This is a genomic window from Streptomyces sp. NPDC047022 (genome assembly GCF_040644155.1).
Taxonomy (GTDB): domain Bacteria; phylum Actinomycetota; class Actinomycetes; order Streptomycetales; family Streptomycetaceae; genus Streptomyces.
Genome location: NZ_JBEYVV010000008.1, coordinates 161747 through 182400, shown reverse-complemented (window position 1 = coordinate 182400; position 20654 = coordinate 161747). Strand labels below are relative to the sequence as shown.

At 69.0% G+C, this 20654-nt stretch carries 17 protein-coding genes, 1 pseudogene and 1 riboswitch; of the genes and pseudogenes, 10 read left to right on the top strand and 8 right to left on the bottom strand.

Annotated elements, in window-relative coordinates; translation table 11 throughout:
* Window positions 1–154: 154 nt before the first annotated feature.
* Window positions 155–634 carry a dethiobiotin synthetase gene (locus ABZ845_RS12160; protein ID WP_360976817.1) on the bottom strand — a complete coding sequence of 160 codons (480 nt, stop codon included), beginning with the start codon at window positions 632–634 and terminating at the stop codon, window positions 155–157.
* A 271-nt stretch (window positions 635–905) separates the two neighbouring features.
* Window positions 906–1346: an SRPBCC family protein gene (locus ABZ845_RS12155; protein ID WP_360976814.1), complete on the bottom strand. Its 441-nt coding sequence runs from the start codon at window positions 1344–1346 to the stop codon at window positions 906–908.
* Between the two features lie 182 nt (window positions 1347–1528).
* Here ABZ845_RS12155 and ABZ845_RS12150 point away from each other — a divergent pair, with 182 nt between their 5' ends.
* Window positions 1529–1747, top strand: coding sequence for a hypothetical protein (locus tag ABZ845_RS12150; protein ID WP_360976811.1), 219 nt, complete (start codon window positions 1529–1531; stop codon window positions 1745–1747).
* A gap of 121 nt (window positions 1748–1868) precedes the next feature.
* Window positions 1869–2093 carry a hypothetical protein gene (locus tag ABZ845_RS12145; protein ID WP_360976808.1) on the top strand — a complete coding sequence of 75 codons (225 nt, stop codon included), beginning with the start codon at window positions 1869–1871 and terminating at the stop codon, window positions 2091–2093.
* A 7-nt stretch (window positions 2094–2100) separates the two neighbouring features.
* Here ABZ845_RS12145 and ABZ845_RS12140 read toward each other — a convergent pair whose 3' ends face one another.
* Window positions 2101–2616 carry a hypothetical protein gene (locus tag ABZ845_RS12140; protein WP_360976805.1) on the bottom strand — a complete coding sequence of 172 codons (516 nt, stop codon included), beginning with the start codon at window positions 2614–2616 and terminating at the stop codon, window positions 2101–2103.
* An 86-nt stretch (window positions 2617–2702) separates the two neighbouring features.
* Window positions 2703–3839 carry a hypothetical protein gene (locus tag ABZ845_RS12135; RefSeq protein ID WP_360976802.1) on the bottom strand — a complete coding sequence of 379 codons (1137 nt, stop codon included), beginning with the start codon at window positions 3837–3839 and terminating at the stop codon, window positions 2703–2705.
* A 219-nt stretch (window positions 3840–4058) separates the two neighbouring features.
* Here ABZ845_RS12135 and ABZ845_RS12130 point away from each other — a divergent pair.
* Window positions 4059–4207 (top strand): annotated as a pseudogene (locus tag ABZ845_RS12130) (glycosyltransferase); the annotation flags it as partial.
* A 144-nt stretch (window positions 4208–4351) separates the two neighbouring features.
* On the opposite strand, the gene ABZ845_RS12125 reads toward ABZ845_RS12130, so the two are convergent.
* The gene (locus ABZ845_RS12125) at window positions 4352–5083 is read right to left on the bottom strand and encodes a rhomboid-like protein (protein ID WP_360976799.1); all 732 of its coding nucleotides are present in this window, start codon (window positions 5081–5083) and stop codon (window positions 4352–4354) included.
* Window positions 5084–5299: 216 nt separating this feature from the next.
* Here ABZ845_RS12125 and ABZ845_RS12120 point away from each other — a divergent pair, with 216 nt between their 5' ends.
* The 7 genes from ABZ845_RS12120 to ABZ845_RS12090 all read left to right on the top strand — a co-directional run bounded on the left by ABZ845_RS12120 (window position 5300) and on the right by ABZ845_RS12090 (window position 15484).
* Entirely contained in the window at window positions 5300–6025 is a 726-nt protein-coding gene (locus ABZ845_RS12120; RefSeq protein ID WP_360976796.1) for a hypothetical protein, read from the top strand.
* A gap of 132 nt (window positions 6026–6157) precedes the next feature.
* Window positions 6158–6329: riboswitch (M-box (ykoK) riboswitch) on the top strand.
* Window positions 6330–6651: 322 nt separating this feature from the next.
* Entirely contained in the window at window positions 6652–7998 is a 1347-nt protein-coding gene (locus ABZ845_RS12115; protein ID WP_360976793.1) for a CBS domain-containing protein, read from the top strand.
* Window positions 7995–9290 (top strand): divalent metal cation transporter, encoded by a 1296-nt coding sequence (locus ABZ845_RS12110; RefSeq protein ID WP_360976790.1) that lies wholly within the window; start codon window positions 7995–7997, stop codon window positions 9288–9290. The genes ABZ845_RS12115 and ABZ845_RS12110 overlap by 4 nt, the downstream gene beginning before the upstream one ends.
* 159 nt (window positions 9291–9449) lie before the next feature.
* Window positions 9450–10892: an MFS transporter gene (locus ABZ845_RS12105; RefSeq protein ID WP_360976787.1), complete on the top strand. Its 1443-nt coding sequence runs from the start codon at window positions 9450–9452 to the stop codon at window positions 10890–10892.
* A gap of 227 nt (window positions 10893–11119) precedes the next feature.
* Window positions 11120–11872 carry a TMEM175 family protein gene (locus ABZ845_RS12100; protein WP_360976784.1) on the top strand — a complete coding sequence of 251 codons (753 nt, stop codon included), beginning with the start codon at window positions 11120–11122 and terminating at the stop codon, window positions 11870–11872.
* A gap of 211 nt (window positions 11873–12083) precedes the next feature.
* A complete protein-coding gene (locus ABZ845_RS12095) occupies window positions 12084–13208 on the top strand; it encodes a phosphatidylinositol-specific phospholipase C domain-containing protein (RefSeq protein ID WP_360976781.1) in 1125 nt (374 codons plus the stop codon).
* A 428-nt stretch (window positions 13209–13636) separates the two neighbouring features.
* Complete coding sequence (locus tag ABZ845_RS12090) at window positions 13637–15484, top strand: hypothetical protein (protein WP_360976778.1); 1848 nt, start codon at window positions 13637–13639, stop codon at window positions 15482–15484.
* 152 nt (window positions 15485–15636) lie between these two features.
* Here ABZ845_RS12090 and ABZ845_RS12085 read toward each other — a convergent pair whose 3' ends face one another.
* The 3 genes from ABZ845_RS12085 to ABZ845_RS12075 all read right to left on the bottom strand — a co-directional run bounded on the left by ABZ845_RS12085 (window position 15637) and on the right by ABZ845_RS12075 (window position 20539).
* Window positions 15637–18543: an AAA family ATPase gene (locus ABZ845_RS12085; protein ID WP_360976775.1), complete on the bottom strand. Its 2907-nt coding sequence runs from the start codon at window positions 18541–18543 to the stop codon at window positions 15637–15639.
* A 140-nt stretch (window positions 18544–18683) separates the two neighbouring features.
* The gene (locus ABZ845_RS12080) at window positions 18684–18929 is read right to left on the bottom strand and encodes a Smr/MutS family protein (protein WP_360976948.1); all 246 of its coding nucleotides are present in this window, start codon (window positions 18927–18929) and stop codon (window positions 18684–18686) included.
* Between the two features lie 224 nt (window positions 18930–19153).
* Entirely contained in the window at window positions 19154–20539 is a 1386-nt protein-coding gene (locus ABZ845_RS12075; RefSeq protein WP_360976772.1) for a right-handed parallel beta-helix repeat-containing protein, read from the bottom strand.
* Window positions 20540–20654: the final 115 nt, after the last annotated feature.

Genomic DNA, 20654 nt, shown 5'->3' with positions numbered 1-20654 from the left:
ACACCCTTTCACTAATTGAGTAGTGAATAGTGGATCGGAGCGGGTGCGGCTGTCAACCTGACGGCACCCCTGCGGGCCCGCAGGGGTGCCGTCAGGTTGAGTCTCCGGCTGTGGGTCCGGGGCGTGTCCGGGGCGGCGACGGCAGCGAATTCGGCTACTGGAACCGGCCGGTGAGCACCGTCGTGACGGCTTCCTCGGGTGTCGCGGCATGGACAGGGCCGGCGACCGGGCTCCCCGCCTGGTCGGCTACCTGCCATCCGGCGAGGCAGACGACGGGAATGTCTCCACGCCGCCCGGCGAGCGCGATCTCGCTGAGGGTGCCCCAGGAACCACCGACGGAGATCACCGCGTCGGCGCTGGCGACGAGCACCGCGTTTCGTGCCTCTCCCATGCCGGTGAAGACCACGGCGGACAACGCATCGGGGACGGTCGTCCGGTCCGTGTCCGAGCGGATTCCGATCACCAGCCCGTCTCTCGAGTGGGCGCCCGCCGCGACAGCAACCATGACGCCTTCTCCTCCGCCGCACAGGACGATGGCACCGTGCTCTGCGAGGAGCACGCCCACCCGGTGGGCATGCACCCGTTCCTCCTCGGTGCACCGCCCCGGCCCGCAGACCGCGACCTGGAAGCGCACACGACCTCCCGCAACCGTCCCGTGTGATCGGTTCATTCGATCGTCGGCACCCGCGAAGCCTCCTCGAATCCAGCAGCGTCCAACCGCTGACACCCCGGGGGTGCCTGGCCCGTAACCCGACAAGCACATGCCCCAGGTCGGTGGCCTGGGGTTTCGATCAAGAGCGGGTGACGAGAATCGAACTGTGTGGCGCAAAGCGCGCTGCCGTTGACACCTTGTGGCAGCGGCGGCCGCCGGAGAGCGTCGTCGAGTGCTGGACAGTACCGTCCGTCTATTTGGCCTTACCCTGCGCTTCCACCAGTTCCTTGAACTGCTGGAGATCGCTCCGTACTCCGCGCTCGATCGCGGTCACCTGCGCGAATCCGTGCGGACCGCCGAAGGCCTCCTTGATCGTGCCCGGGTCGTACTCGAATCGGGCCTGGAGCCGGGTGTGCTCCCGGTCGATGGGCAGCAGCGAGAACGTCCCCGCCAGATCGGGACCGCTCGTGGTCTGCCACGCCATCACGTTTTCCTTCTTCCGGTCGACGATCTCGACCTCGACCTCCTGCGCCCGGCCATCCGCGTCGATATCCAGGTGCGCGCGACGCTCTCCCTCCGGCCGGGCGTCCCGCACGCCGTTCACGAACCGCGGATAGATCTCCGCGCGATGGAGGCAGTCCCAAGCCGTTTCGAGGGAAACACCGAGGTCAATGTGCTCTTCGAGAGTGCTCATCAGACACCTCACACCTTCACTCACGGCTCACCCGCTACATCTTCAGGTTCCTCCACCTGGCATCCGGAAGCGAACCGAGCGCGGAGCGGCGCCGCACCGCAGTCCCAGGACAGCAGCCCACGGGCGCTGGGAGGTGGCGCCTTCAATGGACGCGAAAATCGAACACATGATTGAATTTCGCCATGCGATCGTTTCCCGCCGATCTCGCCCAGGCGCAGCAGGAGTGGAGTGCCACCTACCAGCGGCTCGCCGACCAGCCCGGCCGCATCGAGCTGCGCCGACGCCTGTATCGGCTGTCTGTTCAGGTGTTCTTCCACCCCTACTGGCAGCAGCGGCGGCCGAGCCCCGCGGCGTGGCAGGAGCTGCGCAGCCTGGGACTTTCGGACTGGGACTCGACGTGAGCGGCCTCATCGCCCGACCGACGTGCGGCTTCACCGCGACACCTGCCACCGACCAGACACTGAGAGTCGTTCAATGACGCGTTCAAATGCGGGACCGTGCGCCGGGGATGATCCTGAAGGCGTGGGCCGCCCCATTCGCGTGATCGTCCACCCGCCGTCACTCACGGGTGGACGTCGCGTGCGCGTGGACGGCGAAATCCTCGGCCTGGCTCACAACATCGGCGACCTGGTCGAGTTCCTCCGCCGGGCCGGTCTGGAGCTCGACGCCGCCGAGGTCGCGGGCGCGCCGTGGATCGACTGGCGCGGAGTGGGACCGGATCGCTGGGGCCCAGAGGCAAGCAGCTGACACGCAATTACTCGTCGGCCCACAGCTGTGCCGTATGGCTGGTCTGCTTGATCACGCGGTTCTCTTCCATGGGAGCCTGCCAGACCTGGATCAGCATGGCCTCGGTCGGGTCGCTGTCATCGCGCGGGTCGCCGGCATCACGGTTACGGGCCGACACCCTCACCCGGTAACTGCCGGGGGCGGGCATCACCAGCTGCTGTGAGGGGTCCTCTCCGTCCCCGGTCGTGCCGAAGTCCAGTACCAGGGACTGCCAGTCGACGGACACTTCGGCGATGTCCTGCCAGGTCTCCAGATCGACGGCACCCAGTGGGGGATGTCCGCCCCACAGCTGGGCGGTGATGTGGACGGTGGCGATCTCCTGACCGCAGACGATGCGTACCGCGTCCCCGGACGGATCGGCGGCGATCAGTCCGCCTGCCCACTGTTCGGGCTGGTAGTCGGTGGAGAGGTCGGCGCCCAGCAGGTCGACGGTGCTGGCGTCGATGTGGACGTGGCTGGACGTCTGGCGTACGAGGCCGGTCATGCAGATGCTCCTCTCGTCACGCGGGTGCGCGCCCGGCCATCCATGATGGGAGGCCGGGCGCGCCGGTGCCACGGATCGGGCGTGGTTCAGGATTCGACGCCGCAGCCGACAGGGCCGCGCAGCGAGTCGAGCTTCCGCGGGGTCAGCGTCCCCGGGACGTTGATCACCTCGACGTAGAACGGGTCGTTCTCCAGGACGCGCTGCCCGTTCAGCGATGCCTTGCGGTAGCTGCCTTCACGGCTGTTGTCGCGGCCGTCAAGGAACTCGCAGGAGTAGTCCGAGTTGCGGCTGGCGCCCTCGTGGGACTGGGCGAAAGGGTACTCGTCGCAGGCCAGTCCCGGCCTGGGCGGGCGGGGCACGTCACGGCCGCACGCGGTCTCCCGATTGTCCGCTATCAGCGACTGGTCGAAGGTCCGGTGCAGTGGATACCTGCTGCCCTTGACGCCCCACGGGTGGGCCAGGTTCCTCTGCGCCCACAGCACGTGCCAGCCCACGCTGTCCACGCGCCAGTCGGTGACGTCGATCTGCCACAGGGCGGGGACGTCGGGATAGACGCAGCCGCCGGTGACGACGGGGGTGATGCGCGCGGTGCTGTCGCACCGCGGGCGGAAGGTGTCGCCCAGGTAGGCGCTGCCGTCGTCGAAGCCCGGCGCTGAGAAGTCCCCGTAAGGGACGATGCTGTCGCTGACCAGATCGCGGCCCGGCGATGACAGTGTGGAGTCGAACGTCTGGGTGACGTACGGGATCAAGATGCGGGTGAGTGCCGCCGATGCGGTGGCGTGCCCGGTCTGGTACTTGACCGTGGCGGACACCTCGGCGGCGGACGGGGTGGTCGGATCGGTGAGCTTCAGCTCGACCCGCTGCTTCCACTGGTAGCGGTTGCGGGCGTCCAGCTGTGCGGTCGCCTTGCTGTGCAGGACGGCGGACCCCGCGGGCTCACCGTCGACCAGGAACTCCACCGGTATGCGGCGGTTGGAGCACGACGACGTCCGGTCGTGGACTGATATGCCCTCGGCGCAGTCGACGGCCTTGGCCCCCGGTGCCGCCGGTTCGACGGTCTTCAGTTTCTCAGGTTCGCCGAGCACGATCCGCGCACCGGACCGCTTGCCCATGAAGGGCTGGTGGCTGTTGGCGTGTGCCTGGCCGACAAAGCTGACGGGGATCAGCAGAGCCGCGCTGAACGCGGCCAGCAGAGCCCGCCCCCGTAATGATCTGTTGCGCATAGCAGTGTTGCTTCCTCTCCACAGTCGGGTTGGACGCGAACTCCGCAAGCCGATCAGGGGCCCCACATACAGGTCAACCGCCGACTGACCAATTAGCCCGAAAATATGCATAGTTCACACGCGTCCCACAGATACGGAAACCGGGCCTACGCCCTTGTCGGCGTGCAGCTTCACCAGCCGTCGCGCCGGGGCTCGCCGCAGACACGTGCCGTGCCCCGCGGCCCGAACCCGGCCTTCGAATCCCTCTCGGCCGTGCTCGCTGTCGCCCTGCCCCCGAGACCCGAGCCCGGGTAGCCGCTGTGGCCGGCACGATCCGCACCGACGGCGCGACGGTGGCCGCGAAGCTGCTGCTCGACAAGGTCGGTTGAGAAAGGCGCCTGCCCTGGAGGCCCGCCACCGGAGGGTGGTGGACCTCGGTCTGCCCCTGAGTTGTCTGCTCAACCTCGAACATATTCCAGGGCCGCACTCCTGCGTCAGGCCGACTGACATGCTGCAGGGGCAGGTTGGAAGTCCTACCGGCCACCGGTCTGGTGCATGCGAACATCATTGGTCAGCTGGTTGTCCTGACCGGTGCACCCCTGCGTCCGTGAGTGGCTCCCGCCGGGCGATGCGTCGGCGTCGTCGGGATCCGGCGCGACGGTCTTCGTGCGTGCCGGACCGAACGGGGTGCACAGCCACACCGTGCGGGCGGCGAGGGAGCCCAGCGCCAGGGAGACCAGGTGGCCGACGTCGGCGAGTTCCTGGTCGTACAGCAGGGCGGCCGTCAGCGCCGTGGCGAGCAGAGGCAGGCCGTAGCGATGCAGCCGACCGGCGGCGAGGGCGAGCAGGCAGGCGGCGGTCGTCACCAGGCCGTAGCTGATGCCCACGTCACGGGTCCGGGTGGGCACGCCCGGCAGATGGAGGACGTGCATCAGCCACAGGGCGCCCTCGGTGAGCAGGGTCGCGGTGAGGTGGCCGAAGACGAACACCCCGCACGCGCGCAGCGTGCCCCAGCGCCATTCGGCGCATCCCAGGACCCCGGCCACTGCGGCGATGCCGACCAGGGCCGGGACACCGTCGACCACCAGACCGCTGGTGAACAGGGTCCACCACTTGCCGACATCCAGGTGATGGACGTTGCTGCTGTTGTGGCGCATGAAACGGGCCCGCTCCGCTACCGGTTGTCCCTTCAGCCACCATGCGGTGAGCAGCAGACCCGTAACGTACACGGCGGTGCCCGGCAGCCGCCGCCTCAACGTCCCCACAGCCCTCATTTTCATCCGTTCCGTGCATATACGAGCCGTTCTCGTCGCCCGCGCTCGGGCGCTCACGGGCGAGGTGCCCGGCCTTCCCGGGAAGAGACCACCTGCCGCCTTGCCCGGTTCCGATGGCGGCCAACATGAGAGGAGTTCTCACGAAGCGATGCTGTACTGCCCCCGTAGTGATGAGTGGTTCGACCTACACGGGAGGGATTTCGCCTGGTGGAACGCTGGATGGAGGGGCCCCCGCGGATGTCGGGCGGTAGTGGCGTCGGTCGCGCGATGATCAGTCGGCGTCGGGCGTTGGCCGCGATGGCGGCGGCCGCGCCCGCGGTCCTTGCAGGCTGCGGCGGCAAGCACGCGCGCAAAGCCGCATCCGACCCCGCCGACGCGCCGGTTTCCGGGATCCCGGTCGGGGACAACACGACCATCATGGTCATCCGGCACGGGGAGAAGCCCGGCAAACACGAATCCGGCATCGACGAGAACGGCCGTCCGGACGCCAAGTCCCTCACCCGACGCGGCTGGGGACGGGCCAGGGCACTGCCGGCGCTGTTCGCCCCGCCCAAGGGCCAGGCCCTGAAACCCGGCATCGTGCGCCCGCGTACCATCTACGCCGCCGCCGACCAGGGGCCGATCGCCGGCGCCCACCGGATGCGGGAGACCGTCACACCGCTCGCCCGGCACATGGGCATCACACTGGACACCACCTATGCCGAGTCTCAGGAAGCTGCACTGGCCAAGGCCGCACTTTCCGCTCCCCAACCGGTCCTCATCTGCTGGGAGCACTCGCGAATCCCGGCCATCGTCGACGCCCTTGGCGCAGCGCACAGCGGCGTGCCCGCGGCGTGGCCGAACCGCTTCGACCTTGTGTGGGTTTTCACCCACACCCATGGCTTCTGGGTCTTCCGCCAGGTCGGCCAGCACCTGCTCCCCGGCGATTCCTGAGTCTCCCACGCCGTATCCGTCGCCCGTCCGTCCGGAGCAGGGGCCGAGGTCGCAGTAGCCGGGCCGGGGTCAAGGACTGGTCATGGATTGGGGGCGCCCCGGGGCAGAGGGGTACTCTTTGAGTGGTTTGAACAGACACCTCGTTCGGTGAGGCGTCTTCACGGACACAGGCCACTGATCCCACCCGTCGAGAGACGCTCCGGATCAGGACAGGTCTCCCCGGCCTAAGGGGTGACCCCAAGTGGCTTCCTCCCAGGGGGATCACGCCGTGGAGTGCCAAAGCTCTGACGAGTTGGGGTGCGCCGGGACCCTCCGGTCCTGGCTGCCCCTTGCCGTACGGCTGCGACGCTTCGTTGCGCGGCCGGGACCGGGAGGAGGCGAGATGGACAGTAGTCCGGGCCATAGTCGGCCCTACTTCGTGTTGTCCGTGCCGTCCTTCCGCGGCCCGGGACAGCCCGCTTCTCTCTGACGTCCGTCATCGGCCTTGGGTCGGCCGTCGTACCGGCGTGGGTTCGGTGTGTCTGCCGCCATCGGCTCGGGGAGGAGTGCGCTGCCGTGGGCCGCCCGGTGCCCCGTCGTTGCGGGGCAAAAAGGGGGTGTTTCTCTTGGCTGCCCACACTCTGTTCATGTCCACGTCGGCCCGTCTGCGCGAGCGCCGGGTTCATCTGGAGCGCCGTGCCACCGCGTCCAAGGCGGTCCGCACCTCGCTGGTCTCGCTGGCCGGTCTGGTCGGCGGACCGGTCACCAACCAGTCCGGCGAGGAGGTCGGCCGCGTCGTCGACGTGGTCGCCCGCCTGTACGGCGCTGAGCAGTACCCGCCGGTCACCGGTCTGATCCTCCGTATCGGCCGACGGCGGACGTTCCTGGCCGCCGACGCCATCGGCAAAGTGCACGCAGGGCATGTGCGGCTGCGCACGGCCCGCCTTGACCTGCGTGACTTCGCCCGCCGTCCCGGCGAGGTCCTGCTGGCCAAGGACGTCCTCGACCACCAGCTCGTCGATGTCGACGGCATCCAGGTCACCCGCGCCGCGGACCTGTACCTGGCCCCGCTGGTCGACCAGATCGTGCTGGTCGGTGTGGACGTCTCCCTGCCCACGCTCATCCGCCGGCTCGGTCCGCGCCGCTGGCAGGCCCGTCCGACACCGGAGCGGGTGCTGGACTGGCAGGCGATCGCCCCGTTCGCCGAGCAGGCCACCGAGGGGCCGCCCCAGGTGCGGCTGCGTGCCTCCCGGACCGTGCTGCACCAGCTGCGGCCGGCCGATCTGGCCGACATCCTCGAAGACCTCGGCCGCGCCGAGCGGCAGCAGTTGCTGGGCTGGCTGGAGCCGGAGCAGGCCGCCGACGCGCTGGAGGAGATGGAACCGGCGGAGCTGGAGAACCTGCTGCGTGAGGCACAGCCGGAGCACGCCGCCCGGCTGGTGGACGAGATGGAGCCGGATGAGGCCGCCGACGCACTGCGCGACCTCACAAGTGAGGAGCGCGAGGCGCTGCTGACCCGTATGCCGGCGGACGAGGCCGGAGAGCTGCGCCGGCTGCTCACCCATCGGGAGGGCACCGCGGGCGGCGCCATGACCACGCTTCTGGTCACCGCCCGCCGGGACGAGACCGTCGCCAAGGTACGGGCCCGGCTGGCCGAGCAGGCCGAGCACCGCACCGAGATCGACGCCGTCGCCGTCGTCGACGACACCGGACGGCTGCTGTGCGACCTCGCGCTCTTCGACCTGACCGTGGCCGAGGACACGACCGAAGTGGCCGACCTGGTGGCCTGGGGGGCCCAGTTCGGGCCGCCCGCCACCATCCGCCCGGACACACCGTTGGGTGACGCCGCCGACCAACTGGTCGCCGCCCGCGCCTCGTCCCTCCTCGTGGTCGACGACAGCGACCGCCCGCTGGGCCGGATCCTGGCCGACGACCTGCTCGACGCCCTGCTGCCCGAACGCGGGCGCCTGCACTTCAGGAGGTTCCTCCAGTGACCCGCGACCTCGACACGGCAGAGGTGGCCTCGGCAGCCGACGTTACGGCGCCCCGCCGCACGGGCTGGCGGCGCGTCACCATGGTCGCCGCGATCGCAGGCCCGGGGCTGGTCGCCGCGAACGCAGGCAACGACGCCGCCGGCATCGCCACCTACGCATCGGCGGGATCCCAGTTCACCTACGGCACGCTGTTCTTCATGGTGCTGGTCACCATCGCCCTGGTCATGGTCCAGGAGATGGCCGTCCGCCTGGGCGCCCACACCGGCAAGGGCCTGGGCGCCCTGATCCGCGAGCAGTTCAGCCTCCGCCTGACCGCACTGGCCGTCTTCTGTCTGCTGCTGGCCAACACCGGCCTGGTCGTCTCCGAGTTCGCGGGCATCGGCGCCGCCTTCGAGCTGTTGGGCGTACCCAAGTGGGCGGTCATCCCGCCCGCCGCGATCCTGCTGTGGGCGCTGGTGCTGTTCGGCTCCTATCACTGGGCCGAACGCATTTTCCTGATCATGTCGCTGGCGTTCTTCGCCTACCCGATCGCGATGATCCTCGGTCACCCCGACTGGGGCGCCGTCGGCCACCACCTCATCGTCCCCCACATGGAGCCCAGCAAGGACTTCATCCTGCTCGCGGTCGCCCTGATCGGCACCACCGTCAGCCCCTACATGCAGTTCTACGCTGCCGCGGGCGTCGTGGACCGGGGCGCCAAACCCACTGACTACCCGCTGATTCGCGCCGACGCCGTTCTCGGCGCCGTCTTCGCCTGTGTCATCAGCCTGACCATCATCATCGCCACCGCCTCCGCCATCGGCGGCACCGGCCCGCTCGACTCCGCCGCCCAGGCCGCCCAGGCACTCAAACCGGTCGCCGGACAGAACGCCGAACTCCTCTTCGCGTTCGGCCTGATCGGGGCCTCGGCCCTGGCCGGCGCCGTCGTCCCCCTGTCGGCCAGCTACGCCATCGGAGAGGCCGCCGGGGTGGAACGCTCCGTCTCCCGCAGCTTCCGCGACGCCCCGCTCTTCCTAGGCCTGTTCACCGCCCAGATCGTCCTGGGTGCCACGGTCGCGATGACCCCCATCGACGTCATCCAGCTGCTGATCGGCACCCAGGTCCTCCAGGGCCTGATCAGCCCCATCGTCCTCGTCTACCTCCTGGTCCTGACCAACCGCCGCTCACTGCTCGGCGATGCCGCCAACAGCCCGCGCTACCGCATCGCCGCCACCACCGTCGTCGTCGGCGTCGCCGCCATGTCCACCATCCTGCTCGCACAGACCATCCTCAGCTGGCTCGGCCTCGCCTGACCCCGCCCGCCCCCTACCCATCACCTGTCGGAGCCGCTGCTCCAGGCGCGCCGGCGGGGACCAAGCGATGAAGGGATCCCCTGAAGGACAAATGTCCACCTTTCCCCATACTGTGACCTTTGCTACAGGGCGCTGGTGAACGGGGATGGAGTCGAGGACATGACGTTCACGGAGCCGGACGGCGGAGCATCCGCCTCTCCCGGCCAACCGGGCGGGCGGTACGGGGGGCGATCCCTGGTCCCGCTGCTCGCTGTGTGCGCCGGGTACTTCATGGTGATCCTGGATGTGACGGTCATCAGCGTCGCCGTGCCGGTGATCGGCCGGGAGATGTCGGCTTCCGTCACTGGCATCCAGTGGATCACCGACGGATACACCCTGGTCTTCGCCGGTTTCCTGCTGATGGGCGGCGCACTGGGTGACCGGCTGGGAAATCGCCGGATCTTCTGCACGGGTGTGGTCGTGTTCACGGTGTCCTCCGCCGCCTGCGCTCTCGCGCCGAATACTCCTTTCCTGACTGCGGCCCGTCTGGTGGAGGGACTGGGGGCGGCGCTGATCGTGCCCGGTTCGCTGGCATTGCTCAGGCAGGCGTATCCCGTTCCGGCCGCTCGTTCGAGGGCCTTCGGTCTGTGGGGAGCCATGGCGGGTGTCGCGGCCTCAGCCGGGCCGCTGCTGGGCGGGCTGCTGGTCTCCACCGTGGGCTGGCGATGGGTGTTCCTGATCAATTTGCCGGTTGGTATCGCCTGCCTGGTGCTGACGCTGCGCCATGTCGAGTCTTCCCCTCGGCTGGTCTCCCGTGCCGTCGACTGGCCCGCGCAATGCGCGGTTGTGACCGCGGTGGCCTTGCTCACGGCCGCGCTCAACGAGGCCGGACGTCGCGGGTGGACCGCCCCGGCGGTCCTCACCGGGGTGGGTCTGTCCGTGCTCGCTGCCGCGGCGTTCGTGGTCCGCGAACGGCTGGCGGGCTCTCCAGCCGTGCCGCTGAGCCTGTTGCGCTCGCGTGCTCTGGTCGGCGGCGCCGTCATCGGCCTGTTGTTCAACTTCGGCTTCTACGCGATGGTGTTCACCGCCAGCCTGTACTTCCAGCATCAGCGTGGCTTCAGCGCGCTCGATACCGGGGCGGCGCTGCTGCCCGCGGTGGCGATGACCGTGTTCGCCTCCGTCCTGTCCGCTCGGCTGAGCCGCCGTACCGGAGATCGGCCCTTGGTGACCGCCGGCATGCTCCTGGCTGCTGTGGGTCTGGCCGGCTGGACCGCGGCCGGAGCCGACCCTGCCTACCCGCTGCTCGTCGCCCCCATGATGGCCGCGGGATTCGGCACCTCTTTCGCGCTCACCGGCACGACCTCCACGGTGATGGGTGCCGCGCCCCCGGCGTACTCCGGGACCGCTTCCGCTCTCTTCAACACCACCCGTCAGCTGGGCAGTGCGACCGGCGTGGCCCTCGGCGGCACCCTGCTCGCCGCCACCACCTACGGTCAGGGACTCCGCGTCAGTATGGCGATCGGCGCACTCGCCTACCTGACCGCCGCATGCCTCGCGTTGTGGTGCGTACCTCCCAAATCCGAACACAACGCTCCTGGTCAGGAGACCGGCACAGACCACTGACCGTGCCGAGCCCCTACTACGCCAGGCAGGGTCTCCTCGGCACGTCCGACGGTGTGACCGGACGCGTGCTCACTGCGCGCCGGGAGCACAGCCTTTCTGAGGATCCGCGTAGCCGTGAACAGAGCCCTGGGATCGGACAGGAGCGGGCGGCACTGGACACCCCTCGTTCCTGTGCGCCCTGGAAAGTGGACACCGTCCACCCGGAGCCTGGGGCCACGGAAGAAGTCATGGCGTCGGGAGCACGGCCCTGGCGGTCGGCAGACAACGAGAAAGACGAAAAAGTGGAGATGACGCGAGCTGGGCAGTCGCCTGAGCGGCTGGGATTTCTCACCGACGCGGTGTTGGCCATCGCCATGACGCTGCTGGTCATCGAGATTCCGCGACCTGAGGGTGAGGAGTTCGATGCCACCCCCCACACCTCAGGGGCCCAGGCCGCTTCGCACTTGTGGCATTTCCTCGTCCACGAAGCCGGAGCCTTCTACTCCTACGTGCTGGCCTTCTTCGTGTTGTGGATCGTCTGGCGCCAGCACCACACAGTGCTCGACCGACTCAGCCACGTCCCCGGCACCATGATGACGCTTCACTTTCCCTTCCTGCTCCTGGCGGGCTTTCTGCCGTTCGCCACCGCGATCATGGGACAGCACCCCGGCAACCCGCTGGCCGGCTCGCTCTTCGGCTTGGTCGTGTTCCTCCTCATGCTCTGCCGATCGGGTATCCAGACCGAGGCGGCGCGCATGGACAGGCTGTCCGATGACACCCACAGGTCGGTTCGACATCTGGAGAGTGCTGTCAGCTGGGTCGTCACGGGCTATTGGGGACTGACATTGCTGATTGCCTGGTGGACGCCATGGGTGCAGGTCTTGTGGTTCCTCTCCGGCGCCGTCGGCCATGCGTTCGCCCGGCTTGCCCGGTGCCGCGTCACCCTCCATGAGGTCTCTGCAGCGGCGCCCGATGTGCGGGAGCGGGATTCGACTTCGTGATGTCAAACCTGGGCGGTCTCGGCCCAGTTGGGCGTGCGGCCCGTGAATGCGACGAACCGGTCCAGAGGCGAAGCGTCGGAAGGGACTTCGTCGCGGCCAAGCGGGCGGCTGCGTATGTCTTGCCTCTGGATGGGGCGTAGGGAATGCTTTCCCGGCCGCGCTCCGCAGGTTCAAGAATTGGCATATACCTGACAGCATCGGAGTCTCAGACATGTCCTTATTGCCACGACGCAGCCGACCCGGCACCCATGCGCTCCGGCGCTCCGCGGGCAAGATCTCCGTGCTCGGCGCGCTCGTCACGACCCTGAGTCTGTTCACCGCCTCCGTCCCGGCGTCGGCCTACGACCTGCCCTGGTGGCCGGGACCGTCGACGCCGGCGTTCAACAGTCTCACCAGCGCAAGCAACCCGGACTGGATGAGCCGGTTCCCCGACTCGACAGGTCTGGGACGACTGTCGATCCCCGGCACGCACGACACCATGGCCGTCCACGGTGGTGGTCTCGCCCCCTGGTACTACCAGACCCAGGAAAACCACGGAGACAGCGCGGACACACTGACCGCGCAGTTGAACGCGGGCATCCGCGCCATCGACATCCGTGTCCGCATCGTCAACAACAACACCGCGTTCGCGATCCACCACACGAACGTCTACCAGAACGCCAACCTCGACGACGTCCTCACCAAGGCCCGATCCTTCCTCACCGCCCACCCCGGCGAGACCGTGCTCATGAGCCTCCACGGCGAGTGCGACGGCGACACCACCGAGGGCGGGACCGGCGGACTGCAGATCGGCAAGTGTGTCGACGACCCGTCCAACGCCACGGGCCCCGACCGCATCCGCATCTTCGACAGCTACTTGGCCCGCTACCCCGGCCTCTTCTACGCGCCCACGGTCACCGGCACCGACACGGCCGACACACCCACGCTCGGCCAGGCACGCGGCCACATCGTCCTCACCGGCTTCAGCGGCCCCAGAGGCCAGGTGTACGCGGGATTCGGGCTCACGCAGTGGCTGCCCACGCCGTTCATCCCGTGGACCGAATGCAACCTGGACACCAGGTGGTCGCTGATCACGGCCAGTCTCCAGCAGGTCGCCGCCGACACGACCAACACCATCGGAGGCACCGGGCTCTCCGCCAGCTGTCCTCCCTTCGGCGCGACCTACACCCAGGTGGCCAACGGTTACGGCGGCAAACAGGGCATGAACCAGCGACTGCTCGACTACCTGCGCACGACTGCGGGGCACACCGGCGTCATCAGCATGGACTGGCCGGGCGGCCGGCTCATCGACGCCATCGTCGCCCACAACACGACCGGCTCGGCGCCGGCCTCGTAACACGCCGTTCGGCATCCACCTCGGCACCGAGCTGGATGCCGTGGGCGAATTCGGCAAGGCGTTTCCCGGCAGGGAACTGAAGGACCGACCCGAAACCGGATCACCGACGGCCGTCGATGCACCACACCAGCGCACCCCCGTGTGGGACTCAGTGCTTTCACGGATGCCCTCGCCGATCAGACGGGCCAGGGTGGAGGAGGTCACGACCCAAGTAACGACCGACAGCTGTGGAAGTCGCTGGGTGAGGCCGTGCGCGGCGGACCTGTCATCTCTCTGACCGGCGTTCCCCTGCCCGTGAGGGCATGGGGGCAGCAGGTGTGCCCAGCGTCCGGCGTCGCGAGCACCATGAGCGCGCTGATTCCGCTGTCGGGGGACAGGTCGCGACCGCAATTGCAACTGTCAACCGCATGCAACGCTGGAAGGCATCTATGCGTTCCCGATCACTCCTTCGTTCCCGGCCCGTCCTGCCCGTCGGCCGGGCGCTGTGCGCGGTGCTGTTGTCCACCGTGGCAGCGCTGGGCACCGGACTCGCGGCATCGGTCCCGAGCACCGCCGCCACGGCCGGCGATGTGGTCAGCAGCCACTGGATCGGCCTCGGCTACAACCAGAACCCTCAGCCGCCGGACGGCACGACCTGGAACACCGCGGACTGGAATCTGATGGTGTCCCGAACCGACTACATGAAGCCGGGCCTGGTCCGGGTCATGTTCAACCTGCCCTGGTTCTGGAGCGGCACCGACGCGGGCGGCAGCTACGACTTCACCAGCGACGCCTATCTGAGCGCCGAGAAGGTCATCAAGCACTATGCCGACGAGGGTGTCCCGGTTGTCAGCGGGCTCTTCGGCATCGACGACCTGACCTACACCGCCGCGAACACGGCCACCGTCCAGGCGACGCTGGTCAAGCACCTGCAGGCCGACGGCGCCGCGCCCTCGTACTGGGTAGGCGTCAACGAGCCCAACGTCGCCACCGGCCCGAAGTCGTACTCGTACGCGGACTGGGTCACCGCGACGACCAACCTCACGTCGGCGTTCGCCACCGCCAGGGTGGACACCGGCCGGACGGTCATCTCCGGCGCCGACACCGCCGAGGCCGGCATCAGCTCCTACGGCGGCGACCTCGGGCACCAGACCGCACCCGGATGCAGCTCCGGATGCGACTCCGGCCTGGTCTGGAAGCTTGCCGCACTCAACACGTTCACCGCGCAGATCTACGCGGACAGCGCCACCGACAGCGCGGTCACCTTCCAGACGTCGTCGGACGGCACGACCTGGAAGAAGCTGGCCGTCACGCCGCCGACGCCGGTCGCCCTGGTCACGGGCAAGAACGGAGGCGGCATGTGGAGCTACGCCTACACCGCCTCCGGCATCACCGGCGCCAAGTACCTGCGCCTGTCGGTGGCCTCCTCGACCCTTGAGCACACGGTCGGATCGATGCACCTCGCCAACTCCGGCACCTCTGTCGACGACTCGCTCGACGATCTGACGCAGACACAGACCGCCCTGGACACCGGCACCTGGAGCGGCAACGGCTCCTGGTGGCTGCGCTCCGCGCAGAGCGGCCTGCTGGGGGCGGGCGAGGCGCACTTCTACAGTCAGGAGTTGTACGGCGCAGCCCCGGAGTACGTCGAGCCCGTGCTGAGCCAGGCGGTGTCCCAGCTCCGGGCGGCGGCACCGGGCCGTCCGGTGCTGCTGGGGGAGACGGGCATGAAGGCCGCCCAGTACTCGGACGGCAGCAAGGACTACCGCTTCGCGCTCGACACGACCCAGCCGCTGGGGATGGCGGATCTGGCCGTTCAGGAGGCCCGCAGCGGCGTCGACGGCGCCGCAGCCTGGTGTCTCGACGGCTACGCCTCGACCACCTTCTGCGGGATGTGGGGGAGGGGCACCGACGACCCCGGCACGGTGTCGGCCCACTCGACGGCGCTGCGTCCGTGGTTCTACACCTGGAGCCTGCTGACCCGGTACCTGCCCACCGGGTCCACCATCCACGCGCCGGCCGAGCCGACGGGCGTACGCGTGCTGGCCGCTCAACTGCCCAGCGGGGGCTGGACGTTCGCGCTGGTCAATCGCACGTCGGCCGCGCAGACGGTGACGCTGAGCGAGCCGACCGGGTCGATCACCCTCAACAAGTACCTCTACAAGGACGGTTCCACCCCGAGCACCGACGCCAACGGCTTCCCCGCCAAGGTCGGCGCGCTGACGGCGAACTTCGCCGGCGGACACGCTCTGACGGTGGGCGCCGACTCGGTCCTGGTGTTCACCACGGAGTCGTGAGCATGCGAACGACGCCCAGGGGGTGATCTTCTGGGGGTGTCGGCAACGGCTGACGCGGTTCGCTCGTTGCCGACGCCCGGTTCCTTGCACACGTACGTGTGATCAGGGGCGTGCGCTTGGAACCACGGATGCCCGGGCGAGTACGCGCCCTGTCACATCTGCGGGGCCGGTCCCGTGCGTGCCATGAAGCCGGCCAGGGCGGAGCGTGAGGGCAGCGCAGTCTTGCGGTAGATGGTGGAAAGGTGAGTCTCCACCGTACGGCGACTGAGGTGGAGCCGGGACGCGATGTCCTGGTTGCTCAGCCCGTCGGCCACCAGTCCGGCGATCTCCAGCTCACGTGCCGTCAACGCTGCCAGCTCCTCCGGAAGCGCCGGCTCTTCTTCACCGGTACCGAGCCGGACCAGTTCGGAAAGGTCGGTCAGGAGGCGTGCGCCGCCTTCCACGGCGATCCGGCGGGCACACTGCCACAGGGCGGTCGCACGCCCGTGCTCTCTCATCCGCCCCGCCAGTGCGGCGGTCCGCAGCAGAGCGTACGCCTCCCATAAACGCAGACCGAGGCGGGCGTATTCCTCGACCGCCGCGTCGAGGAGCCGTATCGCCTCGGCCGGATCTCCTCTGTGTTCGGCCAGTGTGGCCCTGCCGCACAGGGCAGCGGCACGCTGGCCCCCGAGACCGAGGAGCTCCGCTTCCCGCGTGGCCCGATCGGCCCAGCGGACTGCCTGTTCGAGGTCGCCGGTCGCGACGGAGATACTGACGAGTGCGTCCAACTGCCCCGGGCGGATCGAGGGTTGCAGCAGAGTCAGTTCCTGGCCGCCGCCGGCGGTCAGGATGGCCTCGCGGGCCCGGTGAGGGTCCCCGCCGATCCGTGCCGCATGGCCGAGCATGCACCAGGCCAGGGCGGCCCACCACCCCCGTTTCGTACCCACCAGCGCCACGGCCTCTTCCCCGGTCGCCAGTGCGTCCTTGCCGTTCAGCGGCCCCGAAAGGAGAAGTACGAGCGTCTTGATGGCGAGGGTGAAGGCGATGAGGTCGCTGCTGCCCGTGGCACGGGCGATGGATTCCGCCTCGTCCACCGCTTCCAGCGCGGACGGGAGCCGACAGGTGTGGAGGTGTATGAGCGCCCGGTTGGTCAGCAGATGGGGCAGGACGAGGACCTGTCCACTGCGACGGGCGATGTCCAGCCCACGGGTGAGGTGCCGTTCGGCTTCGGTGTAACGCTCGAGCAAGGTCTCCGCCCATGCCAGCCAGACCAGCGCCTCAGGGACATCGGTGACCACGGGGTCGGGCAGGGCGTCGGTGAGGGCGGCTGACTCGTCAGCGAACCGGGCAGCCGTCCTGGTCCGCCCCTCGTAGGCGTCCCCCAGTGCGGCCAGGGCCAGAGCCGCGGCTTCCCCGGGCGGATCGTCGTGGCGGCGTGCGTCGGCCACGGCCTCCACCACGTCCGCGCGTACCTCGGAATAGGCGCCGGTCAACAGTTTCGACATGCCCAGTGCGAGCCGCAGCGAGACGGCCCGTTCCGGCGGTGGACCCGGTGAGCGGGACAACTCCCGGCGCAACAGGGCCGCGGCCTCCGGCGAGTGCCCGAGATAGCGTTCCATCACCGCGCACTGGGCGATGGCTTCCGCGCGCAGGTCGGCATCGCCGTCGTCCGAGGCGACGATCAGCTTGTGCAACAGGTCGCGGCTCTCCCGAAGGCTTCCGCCGACACCGAGGGCCCGGGCCCGGGCCAGGACCAGCTCTCCGCGTCGGCGGGAGAACTCCACCGTGTCCGGCATGTGTCTGAGAACCGAGTCCAGGAGATGTGCCGTCGTGGCCGGCGCGGTGGACGCGAGGCGTGCGGAGGCCTCGACGAGCAGCGCCGCCGCATGCGGATCCCACTCCGTGAGGGACCGCTCGACATGGTGAGCCCGTTCAGTGACGGCCGCTCCGTCCCGGGCCAGTTCCGCTGCGGCCCTGCGATGGAGTTCGGCGCGCCGGCCCGGTGGAGTGCCCCCGTACACCAGGGCCCGCAAGAGCGGATGGCGCAGTACCCATCCGCCGTCGGATCCCGGGCGCAGAACGTCGCGCTGGGCAAGGGCCTCGGTCAGCTCGTCGAGTTCCTGGGCCCCGGTGGCGGTCACGGCGGCCAGCAGGCCAGGTGTAGCCCGATCGCCGAGCACCGCTGCGGCTTCGAGGACGTGGCGCTGCGGCTCGGTCAGGGTGGTCAACTCGTCGAGCAGCAGCGAGGCGAGTCCGTCGGGCACTCCGTCGGGCACTCCGCTGGGAAGTACGAGGCCGGTGCGTCCGGTGGCGGCAGCCCGGCTCCCGTTCTCGTAGGCATGCACCAGGGAGATCAGGTATAGCGGGTTGCCCTCGCTGACGGCGTAGAGCCGCTCGGCGTGCTCGGCGGGGACGCCGTGGGCCAGCGCTCCGATGCACTCCTTCTCCGGTAACGGTTCCAGGGCCACCCGATGAACGACGCCACTGTCCGCGCCGCGGGTCAGGGCGGCGGCCAGGGACGTCAGTGTCTGACGGCCGCGGCGCGCCACGATCAGCAGAACCGGCCCGGCCACTGGGTGGCGGATCAAGTGGTCCACGAGTTCCTGGGAGGCGGGGTCCGCCCAGTGCAGATCGTCGATGGCCAGGATCAGACCGTGCTCACCGAGACGCGCGAGAAGGCCCGCGATCGCCCGGTGCACCCCGAAGCGCACGGCACCGCTACCGGCCGTGTCCCCCCGGGAGCCCCGGACGCCGCCGTGCAGCACCACGGCGGCGTCGGTCAGAGCCGGCTCGTCCGCTGCCAGCTCCCTGGCGACTTCCGTGAAGGCGTCGGTGAACACCTGGAACGGGGTGTGCTGTTCGTACTCCGTGGCCCGGCCCCGGAGCACGGTGAACCCTGCCGCCCGCGCCCGCCCGCACACCTCTCCCATCAGCCTGCTCTTGCCGATGCCCGGTTCGCCGCTGATGTCGATGACCGAAGCCTGACCGGCCTCGCCCGCCCGCGCCAGAACGGCCTCGATCCGCGAGAGTTCCGATGCTCTGGCCACCAGCCGCGTCCGCGTCCCAGGTACGTCCGCCACCAGCGCCTTCTCTCTGCCGACCCGGATTCCGTGCGCAGGTCAAGCATAAGAGCGTCCGTCAGTAGGTCATGGACGTGACAACGAAGCGGCACGACGGGCTCGAACCGTGGCAGCACGGCAGATGATGACGACCGACGGAGTCATCGAAGGTGGACCAGGACCCGGCCGGTGTTGGTCGCGTCGGTCTCCACGCGGACGTAGAGCTTCTTGATGTGCTTCTGCGCCAGCAGGGCCAGCACCCGCTTCTTCAGCTGGCCCGTCCCCTTGCCGGGGATGATCTGCACGACATCGACCCCGGTGGCGGCGGCCTTGAACAGGATCTGGCGCACCGCGACGTCGATGTCGCGGTTGTTGCGGAAGATCGGGTGCAGATCCAACGTGAGCAGGGCAATCGCCTCCGATGCGCTCGGGCACCGGCCGACGCCGGGTCCCCGTGGGCCGTGCGGTAACAGCGTACGTCGTCCAACGGCACCGTGGCGCGTGTGCTGCCGTCGCGCCGAGCGCCGCAGTCGGCCGCACGGGCCGACTGCGGCGCTCAGGCACAGCGGCTGAGACCGATTCCCGATGATGCTTGTCAACCGATGGGCCGTACGGCTTCGTGCATGCCGTCTCAGCCCGTGCAGTTGGTGACGGGCGCGGGGCTGAGGGAGCAGTTGGTGGGGGTGTTTCCGGTGAAGGTGGTGGCGCCGTCGACGGTGGTGATCGGCACGGTGGTGGAGACGCCTCCGGGTGCGTTCGGGGCGGAGTTGTTGTTCACGCTGGAGGTGGCGAAGGAGAACGTGCCGTCCAGGTTGAAGATGCCCGCGGCGGCGGAGCCTGTGCCCCTCACCTTGTTGGCGTCGATGTGGGAGCCGTTCACCGAGACGGTCACACCGTCGGCGTTGCTGTCGGTGTAGAGGCCGCCGCCTTGGGCGTTCTGGCCGTAGGCGATGTTGCCGACGACGAGGGTGCCGTTCCCCAGCGTCAGCGTGGCCGCTGAAAGGAGTCCTTCCGCCGCGATGCCCGCGCCCTGGCCGGAGGTGCCGATGAGCCGGTTTCCGGTGACCCGGGTGTTGTTCAGGGTGAGGGAGCTGCCCAGGCTGAAGATCCCGCCGCCCCGGTTGCTGAGGCCGTCGGGCGTGGTCCACCCGGTGACGGTGTTGTGGCTGATCGTGGAGTCCGCGATCGTCACGCTCCCGCCGGCCAGCGGATTGAACAGGATTCCGCCCCCGCCGAGGGTGCTGTTGGTGACACGGTTGCCCGCGATCACGGTGCCGGTGGCGGACAGTGAACTGGAGCCGTTGTAGTAGATCCCGCCGGCCTCCAGTTGTGCGGTGTTGTGGCTGATGACGCTGTGCGTGATGCTCGCCGGCGAGCTGACGCTGCTGAATTCCAGGCCCCCGCCGACGCCGTTGGTCTGGTTCCCGGAGACGGTCACCGAGTTCAGGGTGACCGCAGCCGCCCCGAAGGCAAGGATGCCGCCACCCCCGTTGGGAGCCTGGTTGTCCTCGATGGTGCTTCCGGTGAGGGAGAGCGTCGTATGGGGGCCTGCGGTGATGCCACCGCCGGAGCTCGCCGTGTTCCCCTGGAAGATCACGCCGGTGGCGGTCAGCGACGCGCCAGTGGTGTTGAGCAACACGCCGCCGCCTGGGCCGGCGCCCGCGTTGCCGTTCTTGACGGAGAGGGTGTCCATGGTCAGAGAGGTGGCGCCGACCCGGAAGATACGGAAGTCGGTGGTGGCCGCGGGGTCGCGGCGGATGGTGGCGTGGTGGCCCTGGATCACCAGAGGCTTGGTGATCGTCGGCAGGCTGCCGTCGGCGTCGGTCAGGGTGTAGACGCAGTGCGACGTCAGCGACAGGGTGTCGCCCGTGCCCGCGTTCGCGTTGGTGATCGCCGTGATCAGCGCCGCCGTCGAACACGAGACGGGCGTCACCGCGTGCGCCGGAGTGGACATGACCCCCGCGAGCAGCATCCCTCCGGCTACCGCCATCCCGGTACGCATTCTCGGCCGGCCCATGACTCTCCTCCGCTGACTCGTCCCCGTTCCATCCCGTCCGCCGGTGCGGAACGGCAGGGCCAAGGCTAATCAAGGCAAAAAGGAATCAAAGCTGACATACCGTTATGGATTATCA